Annotated in this window: 22 protein-coding genes and 1 pseudogene; 13 read left to right on the top strand and 10 right to left on the bottom strand. The window is 53.7% G+C overall.

What is annotated here, in order from left to right:
* Positions 1-9: 9 nt before the first annotated feature.
* Positions 10-1,332, bottom strand: coding sequence for a D-serine ammonia-lyase (gene dsdA / locus OGW16_RS10070; RefSeq protein ID WP_043018795.1), 1,323 nt, complete (start codon positions 1,330-1,332; stop codon positions 10-12).
* A 17-nt stretch (positions 1,333-1,349) separates the two neighbouring features.
* Positions 1,350-2,687 (bottom strand): D-serine transporter DsdX, encoded by a 1,338-nt coding sequence (gene dsdX / locus OGW16_RS10065; protein ID WP_043018794.1) that lies wholly within the window; start codon positions 2,685-2,687, stop codon positions 1,350-1,352.
* 229 nt (positions 2,688-2,916) lie between these two features.
* Here dsdX and dsdC point away from each other — a divergent pair, with 229 nt between their 5' ends.
* Together dsdC and OGW16_RS10055 are read left to right on the top strand one after the other, a co-directional pair.
* Positions 2,917-3,843 (top strand): DNA-binding transcriptional regulator DsdC, encoded by a 927-nt coding sequence (dsdC, locus tag OGW16_RS10060; protein ID WP_193146036.1) that lies wholly within the window; start codon positions 2,917-2,919, stop codon positions 3,841-3,843.
* A gap of 78 nt (positions 3,844-3,921) precedes the next feature.
* Positions 3,922-5,004 carry a cellulase family glycosylhydrolase gene (locus OGW16_RS10055; protein ID WP_100193766.1) on the top strand — a complete coding sequence of 361 codons (1,083 nt, stop codon included), beginning with the start codon at positions 3,922-3,924 and terminating at the stop codon, positions 5,002-5,004.
* Here the strand turns inward: OGW16_RS10055 and emrD are convergent.
* The 3 genes from emrD to tisB form a co-directional block, all read right to left on the bottom strand.
* A complete protein-coding gene (gene emrD / locus OGW16_RS10050; RefSeq protein ID WP_043018791.1) occupies positions 4,931-6,115 on the bottom strand; it encodes a multidrug efflux MFS transporter EmrD in 1,185 nt (394 codons plus the stop codon). The two genes, OGW16_RS10055 and emrD, sit on opposite strands and share 74 nt — an antisense overlap.
* A gap of 192 nt (positions 6,116-6,307) precedes the next feature.
* On the bottom strand, positions 6,308-7,141 hold the full coding sequence (locus tag OGW16_RS10045; protein ID WP_047407739.1) for an EamA family transporter: 834 nt from the start codon (positions 7,139-7,141) through the stop codon (positions 6,308-6,310).
* Between the two features lie 123 nt (positions 7,142-7,264).
* A complete protein-coding gene (gene tisB / locus OGW16_RS10040; RefSeq protein ID WP_003840643.1) occupies positions 7,265-7,354 on the bottom strand; it encodes a type I toxin-antitoxin system toxin TisB in 90 nt (29 codons plus the stop codon).
* 521 nt (positions 7,355-7,875) lie between these two features.
* Here tisB and ivbL point away from each other — a divergent pair.
* From ivbL to uhpT, 7 genes are all read left to right on the top strand, one after another.
* A complete protein-coding gene (gene ivbL, locus OGW16_RS10035) occupies positions 7,876-7,974 on the top strand; it encodes an ilvB operon leader peptide IvbL (RefSeq protein ID WP_003827118.1) in 99 nt (32 codons plus the stop codon).
* 107 nt (positions 7,975-8,081) lie between these two features.
* The gene (gene ilvB / locus OGW16_RS10030; protein ID WP_181230950.1) at positions 8,082-9,770 is read left to right on the top strand and encodes an acetolactate synthase large subunit; all 1,689 of its coding nucleotides are present in this window, start codon (positions 8,082-8,084) and stop codon (positions 9,768-9,770) included.
* Positions 9,771-9,773: 3 nt separating this feature from the next.
* Positions 9,774-10,064 carry an acetolactate synthase small subunit gene (gene ilvN, locus OGW16_RS10025; protein ID WP_087052853.1) on the top strand — a complete coding sequence of 97 codons (291 nt, stop codon included), beginning with the start codon at positions 9,774-9,776 and terminating at the stop codon, positions 10,062-10,064.
* A 73-nt stretch (positions 10,065-10,137) separates the two neighbouring features.
* Positions 10,138-10,731, top strand: a complete 594-nt coding sequence (gene uhpA, locus OGW16_RS10020) for a response regulator transcription factor UhpA (protein ID WP_043018787.1) — start codon at positions 10,138-10,140, stop codon at positions 10,729-10,731.
* Positions 10,728-12,230: a signal transduction histidine-protein kinase/phosphatase UhpB gene (gene uhpB / locus OGW16_RS10015; protein WP_087052852.1), complete on the top strand. Its 1,503-nt coding sequence runs from the start codon at positions 10,728-10,730 to the stop codon at positions 12,228-12,230. Before uhpA ends, uhpB begins: the two co-directional genes overlap by 4 nt.
* 9 nt (positions 12,231-12,239) lie before the next feature.
* The gene (locus OGW16_RS10010; RefSeq protein WP_043018785.1) at positions 12,240-13,568 is read left to right on the top strand and encodes an MFS transporter; all 1,329 of its coding nucleotides are present in this window, start codon (positions 12,240-12,242) and stop codon (positions 13,566-13,568) included.
* Between the two features lie 143 nt (positions 13,569-13,711).
* Entirely contained in the window at positions 13,712-15,103 is a 1,392-nt protein-coding gene (gene uhpT, locus OGW16_RS10005; protein WP_047407748.1) for a hexose-6-phosphate:phosphate antiporter UhpT, read from the top strand.
* A 99-nt stretch (positions 15,104-15,202) separates the two neighbouring features.
* Here the strand turns inward: uhpT and OGW16_RS10000 are convergent, their stop codons facing one another.
* The 3 genes from OGW16_RS10000 to OGW16_RS09990 form a co-directional block, all read right to left on the bottom strand.
* On the bottom strand, positions 15,203-16,513 hold the full coding sequence (locus tag OGW16_RS10000; RefSeq protein WP_051642805.1) for an MFS transporter: 1,311 nt from the start codon (positions 16,511-16,513) through the stop codon (positions 15,203-15,205).
* A gap of 63 nt (positions 16,514-16,576) precedes the next feature.
* The gene (locus OGW16_RS09995) at positions 16,577-18,094 is read right to left on the bottom strand and encodes a UxaA family hydrolase (RefSeq protein WP_043018783.1); all 1,518 of its coding nucleotides are present in this window, start codon (positions 18,092-18,094) and stop codon (positions 16,577-16,579) included.
* 21 nt (positions 18,095-18,115) lie between these two features.
* On the bottom strand, positions 18,116-19,021 hold the full coding sequence (locus OGW16_RS09990) for a dihydrodipicolinate synthase family protein (RefSeq protein ID WP_502873969.1): 906 nt from the start codon (positions 19,019-19,021) through the stop codon (positions 18,116-18,118).
* 239 nt (positions 19,022-19,260) lie between these two features.
* Here OGW16_RS09990 and OGW16_RS09985 point away from each other — a divergent pair, with 239 nt between their 5' ends.
* The 3 genes from OGW16_RS09985 (at position 19,261) to nepI (ending at position 21,851) form a co-directional block, all read left to right on the top strand.
* Positions 19,261-20,016, top strand: coding sequence for an IclR family transcriptional regulator (locus tag OGW16_RS09985; RefSeq protein WP_043018781.1), 756 nt, complete (start codon positions 19,261-19,263; stop codon positions 20,014-20,016).
* 20 nt (positions 20,017-20,036) lie between these two features.
* Positions 20,037-20,489 carry a DUF1198 family protein gene (locus OGW16_RS09980; RefSeq protein ID WP_003827141.1) on the top strand — a complete coding sequence of 151 codons (453 nt, stop codon included), beginning with the start codon at positions 20,037-20,039 and terminating at the stop codon, positions 20,487-20,489.
* 168 nt (positions 20,490-20,657) lie between these two features.
* Positions 20,658-21,851: a purine ribonucleoside efflux pump NepI gene (gene nepI, locus OGW16_RS09975; protein ID WP_075145455.1), complete on the top strand. Its 1,194-nt coding sequence runs from the start codon at positions 20,658-20,660 to the stop codon at positions 21,849-21,851.
* A 46-nt stretch (positions 21,852-21,897) separates the two neighbouring features.
* On the opposite strand, the gene gmuD is transcribed toward nepI, so the two are convergent.
* Together gmuD and OGW16_RS09965 are read right to left on the bottom strand one after the other, a co-directional pair.
* Complete coding sequence (gene gmuD, locus OGW16_RS09970; protein ID WP_286518385.1) at positions 21,898-23,280, bottom strand: 6-phospho-beta-glucosidase GmuD; 1,383 nt, start codon at positions 23,278-23,280, stop codon at positions 21,898-21,900.
* A 94-nt stretch (positions 23,281-23,374) separates the two neighbouring features.
* Positions 23,375-23,668, bottom strand: a complete 294-nt coding sequence (locus OGW16_RS09965) for a YicS family protein (protein WP_199995062.1) — start codon at positions 23,666-23,668, stop codon at positions 23,375-23,377.
* 133 nt (positions 23,669-23,801) lie between these two features.
* On the opposite strand from OGW16_RS09965, the pseudogene OGW16_RS09960 reads away from it, so the two are divergent.
* A pseudogene (locus tag OGW16_RS09960) lies at positions 23,802-23,906 on the top strand (GNAT family N-acetyltransferase); the annotation flags it as partial.
* Between the last annotated feature and the right edge of the window lie 89 nt (positions 23,907-23,995).

Below are 23,995 nucleotides of genomic sequence, written 5' to 3'. Positions count from 1 at the left end.
CAGCAACGTTTAACGCCCTTTGGCCAGATACTGCGCCATTTCTTCTTCAGGTACCATGCCGCCGCCGGTCGCCCACACCAGGTGGGTGGCGTTATTGAGCTGCTCTGCGCTGAAGCCGTGCATCTGCTGATAGTCAGCAGAGGCGCATACGCGTTGCGGACCGGCCATCCCGGCCAGCGCCGACGGCTCAAGGCGAATGCCTTCTTCCTGCGCCAGCCAGCCCAGCATGTCGTACATCGTCTGATCGTCCAGGGTGTACAGACCGTCGAGCAGACGTTCCATCGCCCGGCCAACAAAGCCGGACGCACGACCTACCGCCAGCCCATCCGCCGCCGTCAGGTTATCGATGCCGATGTCCTGCACGGAAATCGTATCGTGCAGCCCGGTATAAATCCCCAGCAGCATGCAGGGGGAATGGGTCGGTTCGGCGAAGAAGCAGTGCACGTTGTCGCCGAAAGCCAGCTTCAGGCCAAATGCCACGCCGCCAGGACCACCGCCGACGCCGCACGGCAGGTAAACAAACAGCGGATGGTCGGCATCCACCACGCGTCCCTGCTGGGCAAACTGCGCCTTCAGACGCTGGCCCGCGACCGCATAGCCTAAAAACAGCGTGCGGGAATTTTCATCATCGATAAAGAAACAATTCGGATCGGATTCTGCCGCCTTACGACCCTGCTCTACCGCCACGCCGTAATCTTCTTCATACTCCACTACCGTCACGCCGTGACTGCGCAGTTTGGCTTTTTTCCACGCGCGAGCGTCGGCAGACATATGCACCGTCACCTTAAAGCCGATACAGGCGCTCATAATGCCAATCGACATGCCGAGGTTGCCGGTGGAGCCTACCGCGATGCTGTACTGGCTGAAGAACTGTTTGAACTCAGGTGAAAGCAGAATGCTGTAATCGTCTTGTGTGGTCAGCAGACCGGCTTCCAGCGCCAGTTTTTCCGCGTGTGTCAGCACTTCATAAATACCACCACGCGCTTTAATTGAGCCGGAAATCGGCAGATGGCTGTCCTTCTTCAGCAGGATTTCTCCGCGGATAGGCTGCCCGTACTCTTTTACCAGCCGTTTTTGCATCGCAGGGATCGCGGCCAGCTCGGATTCGATAATGCCGCCGGTGGCTGCGGTTTCCGGGAATGCCTGCGCCAGATACGGCGCGAAGCGCGTCAGACGAGCATGGGCATCCTGAACATCGTGCTCGGTCAGGCCAACGTACGGTAAACCTTCCGCAAGAGAGGTGGTGCCAGGGTTAAACCAGGTCGTCTCCTTGAGAGCGACCAGGTCTTCCACTAAAGGATACTGGGCGATAAGTGTTTGAATATTTTCCATAGTCAGTCTCTTTGCGTTTAAATAATAAAGGAAAGCAGGAATGTGCAAACCAGTGCAATCACGGACGCGATAAATGTCGCGGTCGTATAGTATTTGAACGTCTCATTCAGGGTGGCGCCGCAGTACTGCTTCACCAGCCAGAAGAGGGAATCGGTCACGATCGTGCAGCCAATAGCGCCGGAACCGATGGCAATGGCGATGATCTCCGGGCTAACGTTAGGATAGAGCGGCAGCATCGGTGCCACGATAGCCGTCGCCCCCATCATCGCCACCGTGGCGGAGCCTACTGCGGCATGCAGGATTAACGCCACCAGCCAGGCCAGCAGAATCGGGTGCATATGCATGTTTGAGAGGATCAGTGCGAGGGTATCCGCCAGCCCGCTGCTCTTGAGGATAGCGTTGAATGCGCCGCCTGCGCCGATAATCAGCAAAATGTTAGCAATCGAGCCAAAACCGTTTTCGGTGTGGGTCAGTAGCGCCCCCATGCCGATATGCTGACGCAGACCGAGAATGTAGTAGGCCACGAAAACGGCAATAAACATCGCGGTGATCGGGTTACCGATAAACTCCAGCAGCGTATACACCGTGCTGCCTTTCGCCATGTTCAGCTCTGCGACGGTTTTTACCAGCATCAGGGCAATCGGCAGCAGAACGGTAAACAGCGTAGCGCCCAGCGACGGCAGTGTACTTTCGTCGCGCACTTTGAGGTCGGAAAACTCAGCCGGAACCGGTTTAAACGGCAGGCGGTTACCGAGGAATTTCAGGTACAGCGGACCGCCGATCAGTGAGGCCATCAAACCGACCAGTAAACCGTAAACAATCACGGTGCCAATGTCCGCACCCAGCTTATTCGCCACGAACAGGGCGGCCGGATGCGGCGGCACGACGCAGTGTACCGCCATCAGCGCCGTACACAGCGGAATCGCCAGCTTCAGGAGTGATGTATTGGTCTTTTTGGCAATCGAAAAAGCCAGTGGAATCAACAGCACCACGCCGACTTCAACAAACAGTGTGATCCCGCATATCAGTCCGACCAGTACCATAATGACGTCAGCGGAAAGCCAACGGCAGCGCTGCAGCGTCAGTCCGATGCGTTCGGCCGCGCCTGAGACTTCCATCATTTTGCCCAGAATGGTTCCAAGGCCGATAACCGCGGCGAGGAAGCCCAGCGTACCGCCGATGCCACTCTCAATGGCATTGACCATATCCAGTGGCCCCATACCCATCATCGTACCCACGAAGAAGCTGGCTAACAGCAGCGCCAGAAACGGGTGGAATTTGAACTTCACGATGGTCAAAACGATTAACACGATGCTTATCAGCAGCGTGCTCACAACCCAGATTTGAGAGTGCATAGCTCACCTTGCCCTGTGATTAATATAGGGGTATTGGACAAAAATAAGGCAGGGTTTGACAAACGATATAAATCCCCTTTCACATGAGCCAGATTGCATCAAGTGAGTGATTTACGTCTAATTGTGCCTGGTTTTTGCGATATGGTTCACTTTGATTCATCTTTATGCTGATTTTTGCAGCGAACTTTTTTACACTCCGGCGAATGAATCAGGAGGACAAGAGGTGAGTATGGATCCCGTACGCGAGGTCAGAAATCGTCTGCTCAATGGCTGGCAGTTGTCAAAACTGTATACTTTTGAAGTGGCTGCGCGGCATCAGTCGTTTGCGCTGGCGGCAGACGAGCTGTCATTAAGTCCCAGCGCCGTCAGCCATCGGATTAATCAGTTGGAAGAGGAGTTAGGCATTCAACTGTTTGTCCGCTCGCACCGCAAAGTGGAACTCACCCACGAAGGCAAAAGGGTTTTCTGGGCGCTGAAATCGTCGCTGGACACGCTCAACCAGGAAATTCTTGATATCAAGAATCAGGAGCTCTCGGGGACGCTCACCGTCTACTCGCGGCCCTCTATCGCTCAGTGCTGGCTGGTTCCGGCGCTCGGCGACTTTACCCGTCGCTACCCGTCAATTTCGCTAACCATGTTGACCGGGAACGACAACGTCAATCTACAGCGTGCGGGTATCGATCTCGCCATCTATTTTGACGATGCACCCTCCGCGCAACTCACGCATCACTTCCTGATGGATGAAGAGATCCTGCCGGTGTGCAGCCCGGACTACGCCCGCCGCCATGACCTTGCCGGTTCGCTGGTGAATTTGCCGCACTGTACGTTGCTGCACGACAGGCAGGCCTGGAGTAACGATTCCGGGACCGATGAATGGCACAGTTGGGCACAGCATTTTGCAGCAAACCTGCCGACATCGTCGGGAATTGGTTTCGATCGCTCTGATTTAGCGGTCATTGCGGCAATGAACCATATCGGCGTGGCGATGGGCCGAAGGCGGCTGGTGCAAAAACGTCTCGACAGCGGAGAGCTGGTCGCGCCTTTTGGCGATATGGCGCTGAAATGCCATCAGCACTACTACATCACCACGCTGCCCGGCAGGCAGTGGCCGAAAATCGAGGCGTTTATTGGCTGGCTACAGGAGCAGGTTAATTAGGCAGGTCGCGAATATTTTTTACGCTTTCTCTCTACACGGAAAGTGAAAAAGCATGCTAAATACGTGATATCACTCCTGATGATTTGCGTAAGGACGACCGTGTTAAAGCCGATTGTTTCCCTTTTGCTGTTAGCCAGCGCCACCGTATATGCCACGCAACCTGCGCTGACGGCGACGCAGTATGCGCAGCAGCTTGGCGTTGGGATGGACGTAGACTGGGCGCGCACCGATCGGGGTATCCGTGAATTCGATCCGCTGGTGGTGCGGGATTTTAAGGCGAAAGGGTTGACCCACGTGCGCATTCGCGTGGCGGGAGAGCCGACGGAGGCGCGGCTTATACACTTGCGTAAACTGGTGGAAGCCTGTGAGCAGTATGGCGTGATCCCGATAATCGCCTATCAGGCTGACGAATATAAAAAAGACCCCAGCGCCGGTAACGAAAAAGAGGTGGTTAACTGGTGGGTGGCGGTGGCGCATTACTTTGGTCAAAGCTCGCCGTTGCTGGGTTTCGACCTGATATTTGAACCCTCTGATAAGCTCAACCATAATCAGGCGTCGCTTAATCGGGTGTATGATAAAACCATTCGTAACATCCATGCCATCGACCCGCAGCGGATGATTTTCATCGCGCCGCGACTGCGTGCTGCACCGGAAGATTTGCTTAACCTGAAACTGCCGCCGCAAAGTCAGAATACCGTGCTGGCCCAATGGCATATTTTTCCGTGGGGACCGCTGAAAAATAACGGCAAATACCCGTGGACCTCAGGGACTGCGGCAGAAAAGGCCGCTATTCGCGCCCGCATCAATACCGCCGTTCATTGGCAGCAGAAAACTGGTCATGTCAGTTGGGTAGGAGGCTGGTCGCCAGGAGAAACCATCAGGAACGCGCCTTCAGCCTCACAAATGGCGTTTGCCCGCTTTATGGCGTGCGAGCTGAAGAAAGCGAAAATTCCCTATGCTATCAATGCGGATACACAGTTCTATGATGGCGAGGAGGGTGCCTGGCGTCCGACGCTGGAGCCGCTGCTGACGACGATGATCGCGCCTGAATGCGAAAAGCCCGGCGATAAGCCGGGCCATCATACGCTTAAACCGCCTGTCCCTGATGCGACACGCGTGACGCCAGTGGAATCCAGCAAACAAAAATCAGCAGCCCCATAAGGGTCATCAACAATCCCAGACTGGCTTGCCCGGTCTGCGGCAGCATGGCAGAGAACCACGCCAGCACGCCGGAACCAATGTTTTGTAATCCCCCGACCAGCGCGCCGGCTGTGCCTGCCAGGAACGGGAAAGGTTCCATTGCGCCGCTGGTTGCCAGCGGAAACAGCATCCCGGCACCGAAGAAAAACAGCGCGGCGGGAACCAGCAGCGTCCAGACGTTCATCACGTCGAACAGCCCAGGGATCCACATCATCAAACCGGCGACCAGACAGCAGATAACCGACTGCCACATCAGCGTCGAGAAACGCTTGTTCGGGCGACCGGCGAACCAGGCGCCGAAAAACGCCGCCGGGATGGGCAGAATAAACAGGATACTGACCACCATACTGCTCAGACCGAGCCGTGCGCCCAACAATACCCCGGAGCAGGCTTCGAAGACCGCAACGCCTGCCAGACCACCGATCAGCATCAGCACGTAACAGGTGAAAGCGCTGTTGCCAAACAGCGTTTTATAGCTGGCGATAAGCCGTGGGCGCGGGGCACCTGCAGGGCGCGTTTCCGGCATCCAGCGCGCCATGCTAAACGTGACGCCCGCGCACAGAACCAACAGGAAGATGTAGCACGCGCGCCAGTTCCACAGGGTATCCAGCATGCCGCCAATCAATGGCGCCAGCAGTGGGCTGACCAGAATCCCCATGTTTAACAAACTATTCGCGTGGCGCAACTGCGAGCCTTCGTACAGATCGCGCGGTAAGGTTCTCGCCATCACACCGCCGACGCCCGTTCCCATCCCCTGAATTGCACTGGCGATAATCAGTACCGTCAGGCTGTGAGTGGTAATCGCGACCAGCGTGGCCAGCATAAAAATAGACATTCCGGCGAGGATCACCGGGCGGCGGCCAACGCGATCGGAAAGCGGGCCGTAAAACAGTTGTGACAGGCCGTAGGTCAACAGGTAGGCGGCCATCACACTTTGCACCGCCCCTTCGCGAACGTTCAGTTCACGCGCCATATCAGCAATTGCGGGGATATAAATGGTTTGCGCCATCTGACCTACCGCCACCAGTAATACCAACATCAACAACAAATTGACGCTTCTATGCCTTTTCATTTCGCTGATTACTTTTAAAAAAGAGAAAAAAGAAGAATAAGGTGCTGCACTTTCCCGTAAATGTGCGTGGAATCTACCACAACAGAAAAAGAAGGCCAGATAGTAGGCTGGAATGTTTAGGGGGTGGACGGCAGGAAATGTAAACAAAAAGCGGCAACAAATGTTGCCGGATTGCATCGGGTTACAGCACGATCAAGACAAACGTAGTAATACCGCGCCTACGGCAATGCCTGCGGCCGCGACAAGACGTATTCCGGCAACCTTTTCTTTCAGCAGCAACCACGCGAGCAGAGCGCCAAACAGAATGGAGGTTTCACGCAGCGCCGCGACCACAGCCAACGGAGCCTGGGTCATGGCCCATAGCGCCAGACCGTAAGAACCCATCGTGCCAATCCCGCCAAGAATACCTTTCTTCCACTGCTGCACCAGATAGCGCGACGCTTCCCGGCGCCTGGCGATCATCGCCCAGGTGAGCAGGCAGGAGCCGTTCAGAAAGAAGGTCCACAGCGTATAACCCAGCGCGGTTTCTGATAAGCGTACGCCGGTGCCATCAACCAGCGTGTAACCGGCGATAAAGCAGGCATTAATGAGCGCCAGTACGATCCCGCGTTGCGAGCTGCTGCGTCCGTTAAATGCCATACCGAGAATGGCCAGACAGATCGTGGCAATCCCCACCCACGCCAGCATAGACAGACTATCCCCAAGGAACAGAACGCTGATAATTGCGACCAGCAGCGGCGCTGTACCGCGCATTAACGGATAGGTCTGGCTCATATCCGAAACCTGATAGGTTTTGGCGACCAGGACCGTATACACCACTTGTAGCGCGGTTGAGACGGCCAAAAACGGCAGGCTGGCGGCGGAAGGTTGAGGCGCGAAGGGTAAGCAGATCAATGCCATAATCGCTGCTGAGCCGCTAACGCCGATCGCCGAATACAGTTTATCGTTTCCAGCTTTGACGATGGCGTTCCAGCTGGCGTGCAGCAGCGCGGCGAACAGCAAAATGCAGAAAACAGAAAGCGTCATGGTGGAATTCTTCCCTGAGAATGTCATAAAAACGTAACATATTGGCGCGACACAAGCACCAGGGAGAAGGTGAAAGGGGAGCGGAGTGTTACCCGCCCCCCTTTGGTGCGACTTGAATCTGAATTACTTAATGTATTTCAGAACGGCATCAAGGAGTTGCAGTGCTGCAACAATGAGTTTGAGGATAAGAATAGCGATATCCACGAGGCTCATACGCTCTCCTTTTGGTACAAGGAGCACGGTGCTGACGTACCTCGCCGCTGCCTGTTGCCAGCACCTTTGTTGACATAACACAGTGTGCTCACACGGGGGTTAAGGCGCTGACGGCACCACCCGTTTCAGCCAGGACTTTGATGCGCCGGTTTACGATGCGGCCCCCGTATAACACATTGCGTACCGAGACATTATAGATAAATACTGTATAAATTAACAGTATTTTATGGACGTTACGCCATTCATGTCCCATACTCAAAACCATCAAAATTCGTGCCGAAATTGCGTGTTCTTCGCAGAACGCGTATACTTTTTTCGTTGACATAACACAGTGTGTTCGGCGGCTACCAACCGCACAGCGCTGAAAAAACCTCGCTCCGGCGGGGTTTTTTGTTTTTCGGCCAGGTCCTGTGAAATGTGATCGTTGACGCATTTTTATGCAGATGAAAATTTTTCCATTGTCACGCTGAAAAACCTGTGTTTGTATAAATCCAGTTAATCAACAAACAGACAGGTCCCTAATGAACCCTTCCATGCTGACTGCGACCCTACTAAAAACTGCGCCATCTCGCGCAGCGGTCGTCGTGCGTGTGGTGGTGGTCGTCGGCAATGCGCCGTAGGGTCCGAATCAACACACGATTCCAAAACCCCGCCGGCGCAAACCGGGCGGGGTTTTTCGTTTCAGAGACCTGCCCGGAGCAAAGGCCCAGAATAAAAGGACTGGAGCATGGCAAGTTCGGGCATAACATCCAAGCGTACGCGTTTTACGGGCGCAGAATTCATCGTTTATTTCCTGGAACGCCAGGGCATTCAGGTTGTTACCGGTATTCCCGGCGGATCGATTCTTCCCGTCTATGACGCCTTAAGCCAAAGCACGCAAATCCGTCATATCCTGGCGCGCCACGAGCAGGGCGCAGGGTTTATCGCGCAGGGAATGGCGCGAACCGATGGCAAACCCGCCGTCTGTATGGCCTGCAGCGGACCGGGCGCAACCAACCTGGTAACCGCCATTGCCGACGCGCGTCTGGATTCCATCCCGTTGGTGTGTATCACCGGGCAGGTTCCGGCTTCGATGATCGGTACCGACGCCTTCCAGGAAGTCGACACCTACGGCATCTCTATCCCCATCACTAAGCACAACTATCTGGTCCGCCATATCAGTGAATTACCCCAGGTTATGAGCGATGCGTTCCGCATTGCGCAGTCCGGACGTCCAGGCCCGGTGTGGATAGACATTCCTAAGGATATTCAAACTGCCGTTTTTGATATTGAAGAGATGCCGGAGCCCGCGCAGAAAATGGCGGCGCCAGCGTTCAGCCAGGACAGCATTCGCGATGCCGCAGCCATGATTAACGCCGCACAGCGCCCGGTGCTGTACCTCGGCGGCGGCGTGATTAACGCGCCTGAGCGCGTGCGTGAACTGGCAGAAAAAGCGACGCTGCCTACCACCATGACCTTAATGGCGCTCGGTATACTGCCGAAAGCGCATCCGCTGTCGTTAGGTATGCTAGGCATGCACGGCGCGCGCAGCACCAACTTTATTCTGCAAGAAGCGGATTTACTGATTGTTCTGGGCGCACGTTTTGATGACCGGGCGATTGGTAAAACCGAGCAGTTCTGCCCGAACGCCAAAATCATCCATGTGGATATCGACCGCGCGGAGCTGGGTAAAATCAAACAGCCGCACGTGGCGATTCAGGCTGATGTCGATGAGGTTCTGGCGCAATTGATCCCATTAATTGACGCGCAGCCGCGAGAGCCGTGGCATCAAATGGTGGCCGATTTACAACGCGAATTCCCTTGCACTATTCCGCAGGAACGCGACCCGCTCAGCCACTATGGATTGATCAACGCCGTGGCTGCCTGCGTGGATGACAGCGCCATTATCACCACCGATGTAGGCCAGCATCAGATGTGGGCGGCACAGGCTTACCCGCTGAATCGTCCGCGTCAGTGGCTGACCTCTGGCGGTCTGGGAACCATGGGCTTTGGTCTGCCGGCGGCAATTGGCGCGGCGCTGGCCAACCCGGACAAAAAAGTGCTGTGCTTTTCTGGTGACGGCAGCCTGATGATGAATATTCAGGAAATGGCGACCGCCAGCGAAAATCAGCTGGATATTAAAATTATCCTGATGAATAACGAAGCGTTGGGTCTGGTGTATCAGCAGCAAAGTTTGTTTTATAAGCAGGGCGTTTTTGCGGCGACCTATCCGGGGATGATTAACTTTATGCAGATAGCCGCCGGGTTTGGTCTCGAAACCTGCGATCTGAATAACGAGGCGGACCCGCAGGCAGCGCTGCAGGAAATTATTAATCGCCCTGGACCTGCGCTGATTCACGTGCGCATTGATGCCGAACAAAAAGTGTACCCGATGGTGCCGCCGGGTGCGGCAAACACAGAAATGGTGGGGGAATAAGCCATGCAACAGCAGACTCATGACAACGTAATCCTGGAACTCACCGTGCGCAACCATCCGGGCGTAATGACTCACGTCTGCGGGCTGTTTGCCCGCCGCGCGTTCAACGTGGAAGGCATTCTCTGTCTACCGATTCAGGAAAGCGATAAGAGCCGCATATGGCTACTGGTCAACGACGATCAACGTCTGGAGCAGATGATAAGCCAGATAGACAAGCTGGAAGATGTGGTGAAAGTGGCCCGCAACCAGTCCGACCCGTCGATGTTTAACAAAATCACCGTGTTCTTTGAGTAGTTCGCTCAAGACTTGAACAGCCACGCGCTTATCGTTAAGGTAAGCGCGTTTTTTTATCCGCCAGGACAAACCCATGATTACCATCGCCCTTATCGACGACCACACTATCGTTCGCTCCGGCTTTGCCCAACTGCTGGGGCTGGAACCTGATTTGCAGGTTGTGGCTGAGTTTGGCTCAGGCAGCGAGGCGTTGGCGGGATTACCGGGACGCGGCGTGCAGGTGTGTATCTGTGATATCTCGATGCCCGATATCTCCGGCCTTGAACTGTTGAGTCAGTTGCCAAAGGGAATGGCGATTATCATGCTCTCCGTCCATGACAGCCCGGCGCTGGTGGAGCAGGCACTGAACGCGGGCGCACGTGGTTTCCTTTCTAAACGCTGCAGCCCGGATGAGCTGATCGCGGCGGTGCATACCGTGGCGACCGGTGGTTGCTATTTGACGCCGGACATCGCCGTCAAACTGGCGGCCGGTCGTCAGGATCCGCTGACTAAACGCGAACGTCAGGTGGCGGAAAAACTGGCGCAAGGCATGGCGGTGAAAGAGATTGCCGCCGAGCTGGGGCTGTCTCCGAAGACGGTACATGTGCATCGCGCCAACCTGATGGAAAAGCTCGACGTCAGCAACGACGTGGAACTGGCTCGCCGGATGTTTGACGGCTGGCAATGAACACGCTCTGTTCCCGGTTAATCACCGTTGTTGCCTGCTTTTTTATTTTCTCTGCCGCGTGGTTTTGCCTGTGGAGCATCAGCCTGCATCTGGTTGAGCGCCCGGAACTGGCGGTGCTGCTGTTTCCGTTTGGCCTGCGTCTGGGGCTGATGCTGCAATGTCCGCGCGGCTACTGGCCGGTGCTGCTGGGCGCGGAATGGCTGCTTCTTTTCTGGCTGACACAGGAAGTGGCGCTGGCCCATTTGCCACTTTTGATGATCGGAAGCGCCCTCACGCTACTCCCGGTGATGCTGATTTCGCGATACCGCCATCAGCGCGACTGGCGCACGCTGCTGTTGCAGGGCGCGGCGCTGACGGCGGCGGCATTGTTACAATCGTTGCCCTGGATTGGGCAAGGCGAAGAGGCGTGGAACGCGCTGTTGCTGACGCTCACCGGCGGATTAACGCTGGCGCCGATCTGCCTGGTGTTCTGGCACTATCTGACCAGCACAACCTGGCTGCCGCTGGGCCCGGCGGTGGTGTCGCAGCCTGTGAACTGGCGCGGGCGGCACCTGGTCTGGTATCTGCTGCTGTTTAGCGTCAGTCTGTGGTTGCAGCTTGGCCTGCCGGATGAATTGTCACGCTTCACGCCGTTTTGCCTCGCGTTGCCGATCATTGCGCTCGCCTGGCACTATGGCTGGCAGGGGGCGCTGATTGCGACGCTAATGAACGCCATCGCGCTGATTGCCAGCCAGACCTGGCACGATCATCCCGTCGATTTACTGCTCTCGCTGCTGGCGCAAAGCCTGACCGGGCTACTGCTCGGCGCGGGCATTCAGCGTCTGCGCGAGCTTAACCAGTCGCTGCAAAACGAATTAGCGCGCAACCACCGTCTGGCTGAACGCCTGCTGGAGACCGAAGAGAGCGTGCGCCGGGATGTGGCGCGCGAACTGCACGACGATATCGGCCAGACCATCACCGCCATTCGCACGCAGGCGGGTATTGTCCAGCGCCTGGCCCCGGAAAACGCAGGGGTGAAGCGCAGTGGGGCGCACATCGAACAACTTTCTCTCGGCGTGTACGATTCAGTACGTCGCTTGTTAGGCCGCCTGCGACCACGTCAACTGGACGATCTCACGCTGGAGCAGGCCATCCGCTCACTGATGCGCGAAATGGAGCTGGAAAGCCGCGGCATCGTCAGCCATCTCGACTGGCGAATTGATGAATCTGTGCTCAGCGAAAGCCAGCGCGTAACGCTGTTTCGCGTTTGTCAGGAAGGGCTGAACAACATCGTGAAGCACGCCAACGCCAGCGCGGTGACGCTTCAGGGTTGGCAACAGGATGAACGGTTGATGCTGGTGATTGAGGACGACGGCAGCGGCCTGCCGCCGGGGTCGAATCAGCAGGGATTTGGCCTTACGGGGATGCGCGAACGCATTAGCGCCCTCGGCGGTAAGCTCACGATTTCCTGTACGCACGGCACGCGTGTCAGCGTGTCGTTACCCCAGCGATATGTGTAAGGCGCAGTCATGTTTTCGTTTTTAAAAGCCCCGGCCAGTGCGCCGCTCATTACTGATAAGCGTGAGGTGGATGCCCGCTACCGCTACTGGCGGCGGCATATTCTGACCACCATTTGGCTCGGCTACGCGCTGTTCTATTTCACACGCAAGAGTTTCAACGCCGCCGTACCGGATATTCTCACCAGTGGTGTGCTGACCCGCAGCGATATTGGGCTGCTGGCGACGCTGTTTTACATCACCTACGGCCTGTCGAAGTTTGTTTCTGGTATTGTCAGCGACCGCTCCAACGCCCGCTATTTTATGGGTATCGGGCTGATTGCCACCGGCGTGGTGAACATTCTGTTTGGATTTTCCACCTCGCTATGGGCTTTTGCGGTGCTGTGGGCGCTGAACGCCTTTTTCCAGGGCTGGGGATCGCCGGTCTGCGCGCGTTTATTGACCGCGTGGTATTCGCGTACCGAGCGCGGCGGCTGGTGGGCGCTGTGGAATACCGCGCACAACGTCGGCGGGGCGCTGATCCCCATCGTGATGGCGGCGACGGCGCTGCACTACGGCTGGCGCGCCGGGATGACCATCGCCGGGCTGCTGGCGATTGTAGTAGGGATTTTTCTCTGCTGGCGGCTACGCGACAGGCCGCAGGCAATTGGCCTGCCGCCGGTTGGCGACTGGCGGCATGATGAACTGGAGATCGCCCAGCAGCAGGAAGGAGCAGGGCTGAGCCGCAAAGAGATCCTCACCCGCTATGTGCTACTGAATCCTTATATCTGGCTGCTGTCGCTGTGTTATGTGCTGGTGTACGTTGTGCGCGCCGCGATCAATGACTGGGGTAATCTGTATATGTCGGAGACGCTCGGCGTGGATCTGGTGACCGCCAATACCGCCGTGACGATGTTTGAGCTGGGCGGATTTGTTGGCGCGCTGGTGGCGGGTTGGGGTTCTGACAAGCTGTTTAACGGCAACCGCGGTCCAATGAACCTGATTTTCGCCGCCGGAATTTTACTCTCCGTTGGCTCGTTGTGGCTGATGCCGTTCGCCAGCTACGTGATGCAGGCAGCGTGCTTTTTCACTACCGGATTCTTCGTCTTCGGCCCGCAGATGCTGATAGGCATGGCGGCGGCGGAGTGCTCGCACAAAGAGGCGGCGGGCGCGGCAACCGGGTTTGTCGGACTGTTTGCTTATCTGGGGGCATCGCTCTCCGGCTGGCCGCTGGCGAAGGTGATGGAGGTCTGGCACTGGACAGGATTCTTTGTGGTGATCGCCATTGCGGCGGGGATTTCCGCGCTGTTGCTGCTGCCGTTTTTAAACGCCCAGGCCCCGCGCGATCTCAACGAAGCGTGATGTACCTCACCTTTTTGCCCTGAGTGGGGCAAAACTAAGAAATTTTCCCGGTTTCACCTGGACGCTGTCTCAGGCGCGTCTTCCGGCTGATTTTTACAATGCCTGCCATTCGCAGGTATAAAAAATTAGCTCGGGAGTGTCAAATGCTGGCCTTTCTAAACCAGGTGCGCAAGCCAACCCTGGATCTGCCGCTCGATGTGCGGCGCAAAATGTGGTTCAAACCGTTCATGCAGTCCTATCTGGTGGTCTTTATCGGCTACCTGACCATGTACCTGATCCGCAAAAACTTCAACATCGCGCAGAATGACATGATCTCCACCTACGGGCTGAGCATGACGCAACTGGGGATGATTGGCCTGGGCTTCTCTATCACCTATGGCGTGGGTAAAACGCTGGTTTCCTACTACGCGGACGGTAAAAACACCAAGCAGTTCCTGCCGTTTATGCTGATCCTCTCCGCCATCTGTATGCTCGGCTTCAGCGCCAGCATGGGCGCGGGTTCAACCAGTCTGTTTTTGATGATCGCCTTCTACGCGCTGAGCGGTTTCTTCCAGAGTACCGGCGGCTCGTGTAGCTATTCCACCATCACCAAATGGACGCCGCGTCGCAAGCGGGGTTCTTACCTCGGCATGTGGAACATCTCTCACAACCTCGGTGGTGCGGGTGCGGCGGGCGTGGCGCTGTTTGGCGCTAACTATCTGTTCGACGGTCACGTCATCGGGATGTTTATCTTCCCGTCAATTATTGCCCTGATTGTTGGTTTTATCGGCCTGCGCTACGGCAGCGATTCCCCGGAGTCATACGGCCTCGGTAAAGCCGAAGAGCTGTTCGGCGAGGAGATCAGCGAAGAGGACAAAGAGACCGAAGAAAACGAGATGACTAAATGGCAGATCTTTGTTGAGTACGTGCTGAAAAACAAAGTGATCTGGCTGTTATGTTTCTCGAACATCTTCCTGTACGTGGTGCGTATCGGTATTGACCAGTGGTCCACCGTCTACGCTTTCCAGGAGTTGAAGCTCTCCAAAGAAGTGGCGATTCAGGGCTTTACCCTGTTTGAAGTGGGCGCGCTGGTCGGCACGCTGCTGTGGGGCTGGCTCTCTGACCTGGCGAATGGCCGCCGTGCGCTGGTGGCCTGCGTGGCGCTGGCGTTGATTATCGCCACCCTGGGCGTTTATCAACATGCCAGCAACCAGTATGTCTATCTGGCTTCGCTGTTTGCGCTGGGCTTCCTGGTGTTCGGTCCTCAGTTGTTAATCGGCGTTGCGGCAGTCGGATTTGTGCCGAAAAAAGCGATCGGCGCGGCCGATGGGATTAAAGGCACTTTCGCTTATCTGATTGGTGACAGCTTCGCCAAGCTGGGTCTGGGGATGATTGCCGACGGCACGCCGATTTTCGGTCTGACCGGCTGGGCGGGCACTTTCGCCGCGCTGGATGCTGCCGCCATCGGTTGTATCTGCCTGATGGCCGTGGTGGCCGTATTTGAAGAACGGAAAATTCGCCGCGAGAAAAAGATTCAACAATTGAAAGTCGCTTAAGTTAAGTGTGCATTGGTAACTTTTGCCCGCCTTAATGGCGGGCTTTTTTATGTTTGAGGCTGAAGCATCTCGTATTCAGGTTGTTTCAAAGTCAGTTGATTAATCGTCGGCAATGACCATTTTTTTATCAAAGTTGATCAGTAGCGAGCAGATGAGATAACCCACTGCAGCCAGTGCAAAGAACATCATGGCGGCGTAATAGTTGCCGGTAGATTGAACCAGGAAACCGATAAAAATGGGTAAGATGGCGGCGAACAGGTTACTAGTGAAGTTCATGGTCCCGCAAATGGTGCCTGCAACAGATTGTGCGCCCAACAGTCCCGGTATTGACCAGTAAACGCTGGCCCACCGCAGAGGGAAAAGGGCAATAGTGAGTAAGGTGATGGCGACGGCTGGCGTCGAACTTTGTGCGCAAAGGAAAATGCCAACACCAGCAGTAGTGGCGGAAATAGCCAACATGGTATGCATAACACGGCTTGTTTTTGCTCCTTTGCTGCGCCATTTATCCATAATGTAACCGCCCGTCAATTGGCCGACAAAGCACAGCAGGAAGATCAGCGCCATTGCTCCGCCCATCGATTTGATATCAAAACCGTAGGTGGCTTGAAAATAGAGCGGCAGCCAGGTCATCAGACCGTAGAACACAAAGCTGTAGCAGACCCACCCCCCGATAAGCGCAATTACATTTCGTTGTTTCAGGTAAGGTTTGATATCAGCTAAACGGTATTTTTTACTGCTGGTTTCCGCGCCGTTTGCGGCAGCAATGTGGTCCAGCTCAGCTTTATTAATGCTCGGATGTTCTGATGGATATGTGCGGATGTACCACCAGGCCAGAAGGCCGACGACCATTGTTCCGACGCCTGCCACTACAAATGCCATACGCCAGGAGTCGAACATTGCAATAAGACCGGCGATGATTACTGCCCCTAACGCCGTACCCAGGGGGGCGCCACCATCAAGCAGCATCGAACCGCGTCCGCGCTCTGTTGGTGTTAACCATGTCCCCATTAACTTCGCACCAGCGGGCATGATTGGAGATTCAGTGACGCCTAACCCCAGACGAGAAAGTGAAAGGGTGAAAATAGAGTGACACAGAGCTGCGACGGCCTGAAATGCACCCCATAAGATAGTGGCCAGGGCAATGATATTTCTGGCTTTGAATTTATCGGCAATGATGCCACTGGGAATTTGCATTAATGCATACGCCCAGAAAAAAGCACTATGAATAACGCCGACAACGCGGGTGTCGGTAATACCAAATTCATCCGTAATATAAGGCATGGCAATAGAAAGAGAGGTGCGGTCAATATAGTTAATGGCACCTAATAAAAGCATGATGATAAATATCCGCCATCTTACTGTTGTTGCCTTTAATTTATCTTCTTCAGTATTTGTATTAATAATAGACATAAAGACTCCTTGCCATACTCATAGTGAGTATGGCGGTACGAGGTATTATTATATTGTGGAGCGTTACATTATGGAGCCAATAGTCCAGGGGACGAATTCTTGACTGCCATAGCCAAATTCCTCACTCTTCGTTTTTTTTCCGGATGCCATTTCAAGGATCATCTGGTAAATACGTTCGCCAACTTCCGCAATGGTTTCTTCCCCCTCGACAATGGTTCCGCAATTAATATCCATATCCTCCTGTTGGCGTTCCCAAAGCGCATTATTGGTAGCCAACTTCAGGCTTGGCGTTGGTTTGGAACCAAAGGCCGAACCGCGGCCTGTGGTGAAACACAGAAGATTTGCCCCTCCGGCGATTTGACCCGTGACGGCGATGGGGTCATATCCAGGAGTATCCATAAAGACAAAGCCTTTCGCGGTTACCGGTTCGGCATACTCATACACTTCTGTCAGATTGGTTGTGCCTGCTTTAGCAATACCACCTAGTGATTTTTCCAGAATCGTCGTCAATCCGCCGACTTTGTTACCGGCCGAGGGGTTATTGTTCATTTCGCTCCCGGTACGGCGGCAATACTCTTCCCACCAGTGAATGCGTGCAATGAGTTTTTCACCTACTTCGCGAGAAACGGCGCGGCGGGTAAGAAGATGTTCAGCGCCATAAATTTCCGAGGTTTCAGATAAAATTGCTGTTCCGCCTTGTTGCACCAGTTTATCTGCCGCATAGCCCAGAGCTGGATTGGCCGAAATCCCGGAATAGCTGTCGGAACCGCCACACTCAAGCGCGAGGATAATTTCTGAAGCAGGGATGGGTTGACGTGTAACCTGGTTAGCAACAGGTAGCATCTGGTTAACCAGGATAATACCTTTCTCAATGGCGTGGCGTGTGCCGCCTACATCCTGAATGGTATAACTGTGCATCATGGGGCCATCGGCCAGGCCATGGGCGTTCATCATGTCTTTAATTTGACTGGATTCGCATCCCAAACCAATGATGATTACCCCGGCGAAGTTCGCATGGGTGGCATAACCGGCCATCGTACGTCTCATGACGTCCATTGATTCACTTTTAGCGCCGATAGCGCAGCCAAAACTTTGTGGTAATGATACTACGCCATCAACGTTTGGATAATCTGCAAGGCCGTGCAGGCGGAAGTGATCCTCAATGGCCCTGACGACAGTGGCGCTGCAGTTGACGGAGCTTAAAATACCGATGTAGTTACGTGTGGCTGCTCGGCCATCTGCACGGCGGATACCCATAAATGTATCTTGTTGAGGGACTGGAGGAAGTGAATGGCAATCTTCACCCCAGGCATAGTCGCGCTCAAAATCGCCCATTCCCAAATTGTGCATGTGGACGTGTTCGCCAGGTTTAATCGGCTGGGTTGCGAAGCCTATAATCTGTCCATAGCGTTTGACCGCGTCGCCGACACTCAGCGCACGCAGGGCGATTTTATGCCCTGCAGGAATTTCACTCAAAACCGTAATTTGTTCGTCTTCAAGCCAGGTCTCACTGGGCACTGTTTGTCTTGCGATAACCACATCATCTTTGGGATTCAATTTTAGTACAGGGTTGATGTTCATTATCATTGCTCTCATGCTGGTTTATACCGAGATACGGGTCAAAATACTCTTAACCTGCGCTATTTTTTCTTTATCTAACGGTAATGCAGGAGGGACAACTGCGGTAGATATGTCCACACCACTTAATTTTATGGCGGTTTTTATAACGCCAAAGAAAGGTTGTTCTAAGGCATATAAAGGTGATAATCCGGCAAGTTGTTGTTGAAGCGTTTTGGCTGTAGCAAGATCGTTTTGTTGAACAGCCTGATAAATTCCCCGCGTAATATGAGGCGCAAAGTTAAAGGTTGCCGGAATTCCGCCATGTCCACCCAGTAGTAATGTATCAAGTAAATATTCGTCATAACCGCTGAAAATGATAAAATCTGGGCGAAAACAGTGAACTCGATTAATAATTTCCCTTGTGTGGCTAATGTTATCAATAGTGTCTTTAATACCGACGATATTTGGTACATCACGGGCAAGACGGGTGATGACGTCTAAACCAATATCCTGACCGGTTAGCTCTGGAAAGTTATATAAGAAGACTGGGATGCTTAACGCTTCTGCGATCCGTTTGTAATGCGTAAAGCGGGCCTCATCGCTGAGTTTTGCATAATAGGGGTTAACTACCAGTACTCCTTGTGCCCCCGCGTTTTCGGCGTGTTTTCCAAGCTGGATAGTTTCCGCAGTGCTCGCGCAGGCAATACCGATGAGAACTGGAACTCTGTCGGCAACATGTTGCAGACTAAATTCTGCAATCTGTTTTCTTTGCTCAGACGATAAATGTGAGAATTCGCCGCCGCTGCCCAGAATCAACATACCGTCAGCACCATTGCTAATAACATGGTCAATCATTGCTGCCATTCCTGCGCGATCCAATTCACCGTTATCGTCAACGATGGTCGGTACTGGCGGGAAAATACCTTTGAAAACGTTCAACATTGCCATTCCTCTAGTTCTATATGTGGAACTCATGTTCTGTATGTTGAAGTTAGTACAGCAAATATCCAAATCGTTCGTCAATGCTTTTTGCGGAAAAAACGAACAATTGTGAGATGGATCGAGTTTGGGGAATTGACATTTAGGGAATGGAGCTCATTTGCTGATGTGCAAAAAAGCCGCATTCCTGAGAAAAGTGATTGCGGTATACTGTGCAGAGTCTATGAATAAAAAAAGATTAATAGCGCATGAACCAAGACATTACGACCTCTGTTCCCGCATTGGATAAGACAGTAAAAATCTGTAATTACCTTTTCAATTCCCCTGGGGCGACGTTCAGCCAGATTCAGCAGGATCTGGGATTACCCAAAAGCAGCACATCCTCGTTGCTAAATGCCCTGGTTGAGCATCATCTTTTGCGCCTGGAAAAGGGGCGTTTCTTTTTGGGACTAAAGCTGTATGAATGGGGGAATCGTTCGCTGGAACAGTTTGATATCCGTAATGCAGCGCTTCCAGTTTTGGAAAAACTGCGTGAGCAAACGGACCTGACCTGCCATCTGGGCATACTGGATGAAGTTGCCCCAATTTATCTCATGAAGCTGGAAAACACTCAGGCTATTAGTATTCGTACCTGGGTCGGTAAAAAGTTACCGATGCACAGCTCCGGTGTGGGGAAAGCGCTTTGTGCCTGGCTGCCGCAGGATAAAATAGATGAACTGTTACCGAATGAGGAATTGCCGCAGTATACAGATACCACCATTACCAGCAAAAAAGCGTTGATGAAAGAGTTTGCCAAAATCCGCGAGCAGGGTTGGGTATTTGATAACGCCGAGGACTCCCCTGGCATCTATTGCATTGCTGCACCGGTATTTAATCGTAATAAAGAAGTAATTGCGGCAATAAGTATCAGCGGCGTTGAATTACAAATGCCTAAAGATTGTATTCCACAATATTCACAGTGGGTGCGCGAAGCCTGCCAGTCACTCTCGGAAAAATTAGTTTAAGCAGGCGGGTATCGTCATTAATGATTTGGATAATGCTGGCCACGTTGGTGGTTGTTTTTGTGGTGGGTTTTCGGGTGCTGACGTCCGGGTCGCGGCGGGCAATTCGTCGTCTGAGCGAGCGACTGAATATTGATGTCGTGCCGGTAGAATCGATGATCGATCAGATGGGAAAAGTACAGGGTGAGGCTTTTTTACAGTACCTGCACCGCCCGGATGAATCACATCTGCAAAATGCCGCCCAGGTGCTGTTGATCTGGCAAATCGTGATTGTCGACGGCAGTGAGCAGAATCTGCTGCAGTGGCACCGTTGGCTGCAAAAAGCCCGGCTGGCTGCACCGATTACCGACGCGCAGGTGCGTCTGGCGCTCGGATTTCTGCGCGAGATGGAGCCGGATATGCAGGAGCTTAATGCGTTTCAGATGCGCTATAACGCCTTTTTCCAGCCCGAAGATGGCGTGCACTGGCTGCACTGATAGTGATGCCTGATGGCGCTACGCTTATCAGGCTTACAAACAGGTTCAATCGTAAGCCGGATAAGGCGCAGCCGGCATCCGGGGAATAGTTGTCAAAACGTTAAATACGTCACAAATTTAATGTTACACTGCGTAACTTTTCTACAATAACCCCACGCAGGTAACAAAATGAGTGAAGCTGTTGAACAAAAATCCCGCGCTGAGGCAAATGTCCGCCCGAACTGGTCGGCGGTATTTGCCGTGGCGTTCTGCGTTGCCTGCCTGATAACCGTTGAATTTTTGCCCGTTAGCCTGTTAACGCCGATGGCGCAGGATCTGGGGATTTCTGAAGGCGTTGCCGGACAATCAGTGACCGTGACGGCGTTTGTCGCCATGTTCGCCAGCCTGTTTGTGACGCAAATTATTCAGGCGACCGATCGTCGCTACGTGGTGATCCTGTTTTCGGTGCTGCTGACGCTCTCCTGCCTGCTGGTTTCCTTTGCCAACTCTTTTTCGCTGTTGCTCGTTGGCCGTGCCTGCCTCGGTCTGGCACTTGGCGGTTTCTGGGCGATGTCGGCGTCGCTGACCATGCGTCTGGTTCCCGCACGTACGGTACCGAAAGCGCTGTCGGTGATTTTTGGCGCAGTCTCAATCGCGCTGGTGATTGCCGCGCCGTTGGGGAGCTTTTTGGGCGGCATTATCGGCTGGCGCAACGTGTTTAACGCGGCGGCGGTAATGGGGGTGTTGTGTACCATATGGGTGGTGAGAGCGCTGCCTTCGCTGCCGGGCGAACCTTCGCATCAGAAACAAAACATGTTCAGTCTGCTGCAGCGCCCGGGCGTGATGGCCGGGATGATTGCCATCTTCATGTCCTTTGCCGGGCAGTTCGCCTTCTTTACCTATATTCGTCCGATCTATATGAATCTGGCGGGCTTTGGCGTTGATGGCCTGACGCTGGTGCTGCTGAGTTTTGGTATCGCCAGCTTTGTCGGGACGTCGCTCTCCTCGGTAATTCTGAAGCGCTCGGTAAAACTAGCCTTAGCTGGTGCGCCGCTGGTGCTGGCGCTCAGCGCGCTGGTCCTGATTCTGTGGGGCAGCGACAAAGTTGTGGCGGCAGGCATTGCGATTATCTGGGGACTGGCGTTTGCGTTGGTACCGGTCGGTTGGTCGACGTGGATCACCCGCTCGCTTGCCGATCAGGCAGAAAAAGCCGGATCCATCCAGGTCGCCGTGATCCAGCTTGCCAATACCTGCGGGGCAGCGGTGGGAGGCTATGCGCTCGATAACCTCGGACTGCTGTCGCCCCTGATGCTCTCCGGCAGCCTGATGCTGCTGACGGCGCTTCTGGTGGCAGCGAAAGTTCGCATAAAGGGTATGCAATAAACTAAATCACGATATGCCGGATCGCTATCCGGCATCCTGGTGGGTTTCAATCAAAACCATTATTTTCGGCGGTGTGGGCAAACCATTCGCCGCTCTTTTTCACCGTGCGTTTTTGCGTTTCTAAATCTAACTGAACAAAACCGTAGCGGTTTTTATAGCCGTTGAGCCATGACCAGTTATCAATAAAGGTCCACATATGGTAGCCAAGACAATTACACCCTTCGCTAATTCCTTTATGTAGCCATTTGAGATGCTCAGCAACAAATTCAATACGGTAGCTGTCGTTGATTTGCTCTTGCTGAATAAAACGCTGCTCATTCTCGACACCCATACCGTTTTCAGAAATAAAACAGCGTGGATTGCCATAATTATCACGCAAATTGGTAATGATATCGTAAATACCCGGCTCATAAATTTCCCAGCCACGGTAAGGATTCATTTTCCGACCCGGCATTTCGTAATAATCAAACAGCCACTCCGGCATAAACGGTGCATCCGGGTTGACGGCGCTATCACGGCATTTCACGCGACGCGGCTGATAGTAGTTGATGCCGAGCAGATCGATTTTGCCCTCGGCGATCAACTGGCGGTCGCCCGGCTGGCATGCCGGTAATTGATCGTACTCTTTCAGCAGTTCGACCAAATCTGCCGGATATTCACCCTTCAGCACCGGGTCGAGGAAGCTGCGGTTAAACAGCAGATCCGCATAGTGTGCGGCTTTCACATCCGCCGGATTTTGTGAGCGTGGATAGGAAGGCGTTAAATTCAGCACCACGCCGATTTCACCGTCATGGTTTGCGCCACGATACGCCCGAACCGCCGTCGAATGCGCCAGTATGGTGTGATACGCCACGGTGGCTGCACGTTTGAAATCCACTACGTTAGGGTAATGGAAGTCATACAGATAGCCGCCTTCTACCGGGACAATTGGCTCGTTAAAGGTAAACCAGTGCTTAACCCGGTTGCCGAACAATGTAAAACAGGTCTGTGCGTAGCGGCCAAACGCCTCGACCACTTCACGGTTTTCCCAGCCGCCTTTCTCCTGCATCACCATTGGCATATCGAAGTGGAACAGGGTGATAAATGGCGTAATACCTTGTGCCAGCAGCTCGTCGATGATGTTGTTATAGAAATCGACAGCTTCAGGATTAACCTCGCCGGTACCGTCCGGGATCAGTCGCGACCAGCTCAGAGACGTACGGAAGCTGTTGTGTTTCAGCTGTTTGAGCAGTGCGATGTCTTGTTTCCAGTGCTGATAAAAGGTCGAGGTAGTTGCCGGACCAACCCCCTGATGGAAACGACCTGGCTGACGATCGAACCACACGTCCCACGTGGTCTGGCTTTTGCCGCCGTTCAGGCTATCCCCTTCGGTTTGCAGCGCTGAGCAGGCACTTCCCCACCAAAAGTTTTCAGGAAAACGGTATCGCATTATTGTTGCTCCATTGCTATTTATACGTTCTGGCAACAATACGTGTTTTTGTGACACAGAAACCGGTTACAGTACTCATTTTACAACAAGATGCTTATAAATCCGGGCATTCAACTTTGCCAAGCGCTTCCCAGTAGTTGTTCTGATTGTTTCTTTGAATTGCCAGAATGGCTTCGCGGATGTGCTGTTGGTTACGCGTATCAGCCATAATCGTTTTTTCCCATACCTCATCAGATGGCGAGCCTTGCGGGGTGCAAATCTTACGTAAGTCCTTCAAAACGGTATTCTTTTCGTGTACAGCCTGCAGACTGCCATATGCCGAGTCGGCTTGCGCCAGACCGGGTAGCATGAAAAGGACGGCAATAATCGGAAAAATGACTCGTTTCATGATAATAATCCTTGTTGTCTATGCGCATCATCTCAAGAGTAAGTGTAGACGGCATACGACTCACTCATCACCCTGTGTTAATGTCTAAAAATAAATCAGCCAGAAGTTGTAGTTATTTCAGGAGGATAGGATGCAAGAGCTGCCGTTTTATCAGAAAAACGGCTATCAGCTGCAAATGACCTTCGATAACTTCCCGGAAACCGGTTCCGCGCGCCATTATTTGTCAAAAACGTTTTGATGACCGGAAGGTCTGGACGCCGCCTCACTTTCTTGCGCAGCAGAATAGTGTATGTTCTGAACAATCATTTATTTCTTAAGCGGTAAAGA

The organism is Citrobacter sp. Ce104, from assembly GCF_030334595.1.
Lineage (GTDB): Bacteria > Pseudomonadota > Gammaproteobacteria > Enterobacterales > Enterobacteriaceae > Citrobacter > Citrobacter europaeus.
The sequence above is the reverse complement of the archived record's forward strand: the minus strand, read 5'-3'. Positions and strand labels throughout refer to the sequence as shown.

Coding starts and splice junctions, on each gene's coding strand:
- dsdA (WP_043018795.1), bottom strand. CDS start 1,332: ATGGAAAATATTCAAACACTTATCGCCCAGTATCCTTTAGTGGAAGAC.
- dsdX (WP_043018794.1), bottom strand. CDS start 2,687: ATGCACTCTCAAATCTGGGTTGTGAGCACGCTGCTGATAAGCATCGTG.
- dsdC (WP_193146036.1), top strand. CDS start 2,917: ATGGATCCCGTACGCGAGGTCAGAAATCGTCTGCTCAATGGCTGGCAG.
- OGW16_RS10055 (WP_100193766.1), top strand. CDS start 3,922: ATGATTTGCGTAAGGACGACCGTGTTAAAGCCGATTGTTTCCCTTTTG.
- emrD (WP_043018791.1), bottom strand. CDS start 6,115: ATGAAAAGGCATAGAAGCGTCAATTTGTTGTTGATGTTGGTATTACTG.
- OGW16_RS10045 (WP_047407739.1), bottom strand. CDS start 7,141: ATGACGCTTTCTGTTTTCTGCATTTTGCTGTTCGCCGCGCTGCTGCAC.
- tisB (WP_003840643.1), bottom strand. CDS start 7,354: ATGAGCCTCGTGGATATCGCTATTCTTATCCTCAAACTCATTGTTGCA.
- ivbL (WP_003827118.1), top strand. CDS start 7,876: ATGAACCCTTCCATGCTGACTGCGACCCTACTAAAAACTGCGCCATCT.
- ilvB (WP_181230950.1), top strand. CDS start 8,082: ATGGCAAGTTCGGGCATAACATCCAAGCGTACGCGTTTTACGGGCGCA.
- ilvN (WP_087052853.1), top strand. CDS start 9,774: ATGCAACAGCAGACTCATGACAACGTAATCCTGGAACTCACCGTGCGC.
- uhpA (WP_043018787.1), top strand. CDS start 10,138: ATGATTACCATCGCCCTTATCGACGACCACACTATCGTTCGCTCCGGC.
- uhpB (WP_087052852.1), top strand. CDS start 10,728: ATGAACACGCTCTGTTCCCGGTTAATCACCGTTGTTGCCTGCTTTTTT.
- OGW16_RS10010 (WP_043018785.1), top strand. CDS start 12,240: ATGTTTTCGTTTTTAAAAGCCCCGGCCAGTGCGCCGCTCATTACTGAT.
- uhpT (WP_047407748.1), top strand. CDS start 13,712: ATGCTGGCCTTTCTAAACCAGGTGCGCAAGCCAACCCTGGATCTGCCG.
- OGW16_RS10000 (WP_051642805.1), bottom strand. CDS start 16,513: ATGTCTATTATTAATACAAATACTGAAGAAGATAAATTAAAGGCAACA.
- OGW16_RS09995 (WP_043018783.1), bottom strand. CDS start 18,094: ATGAACATCAACCCTGTACTAAAATTGAATCCCAAAGATGATGTGGTT.
- OGW16_RS09990 (WP_502873969.1), bottom strand. CDS start 19,021: ATGGCAATGTTGAACGTTTTCAAAGGTATTTTCCCGCCAGTACCGACC.
- OGW16_RS09985 (WP_043018781.1), top strand. CDS start 19,261: ATGAACCAAGACATTACGACCTCTGTTCCCGCATTGGATAAGACAGTA.
- OGW16_RS09980 (WP_003827141.1), top strand. CDS start 20,037: ATGATTTGGATAATGCTGGCCACGTTGGTGGTTGTTTTTGTGGTGGGT.
- nepI (WP_075145455.1), top strand. CDS start 20,658: ATGAGTGAAGCTGTTGAACAAAAATCCCGCGCTGAGGCAAATGTCCGC.
- gmuD (WP_286518385.1), bottom strand. CDS start 23,280: ATGCGATACCGTTTTCCTGAAAACTTTTGGTGGGGAAGTGCCTGCTCA.
- OGW16_RS09965 (WP_199995062.1), bottom strand. CDS start 23,668: ATGAAACGAGTCATTTTTCCGATTATTGCCGTCCTTTTCATGCTACCC.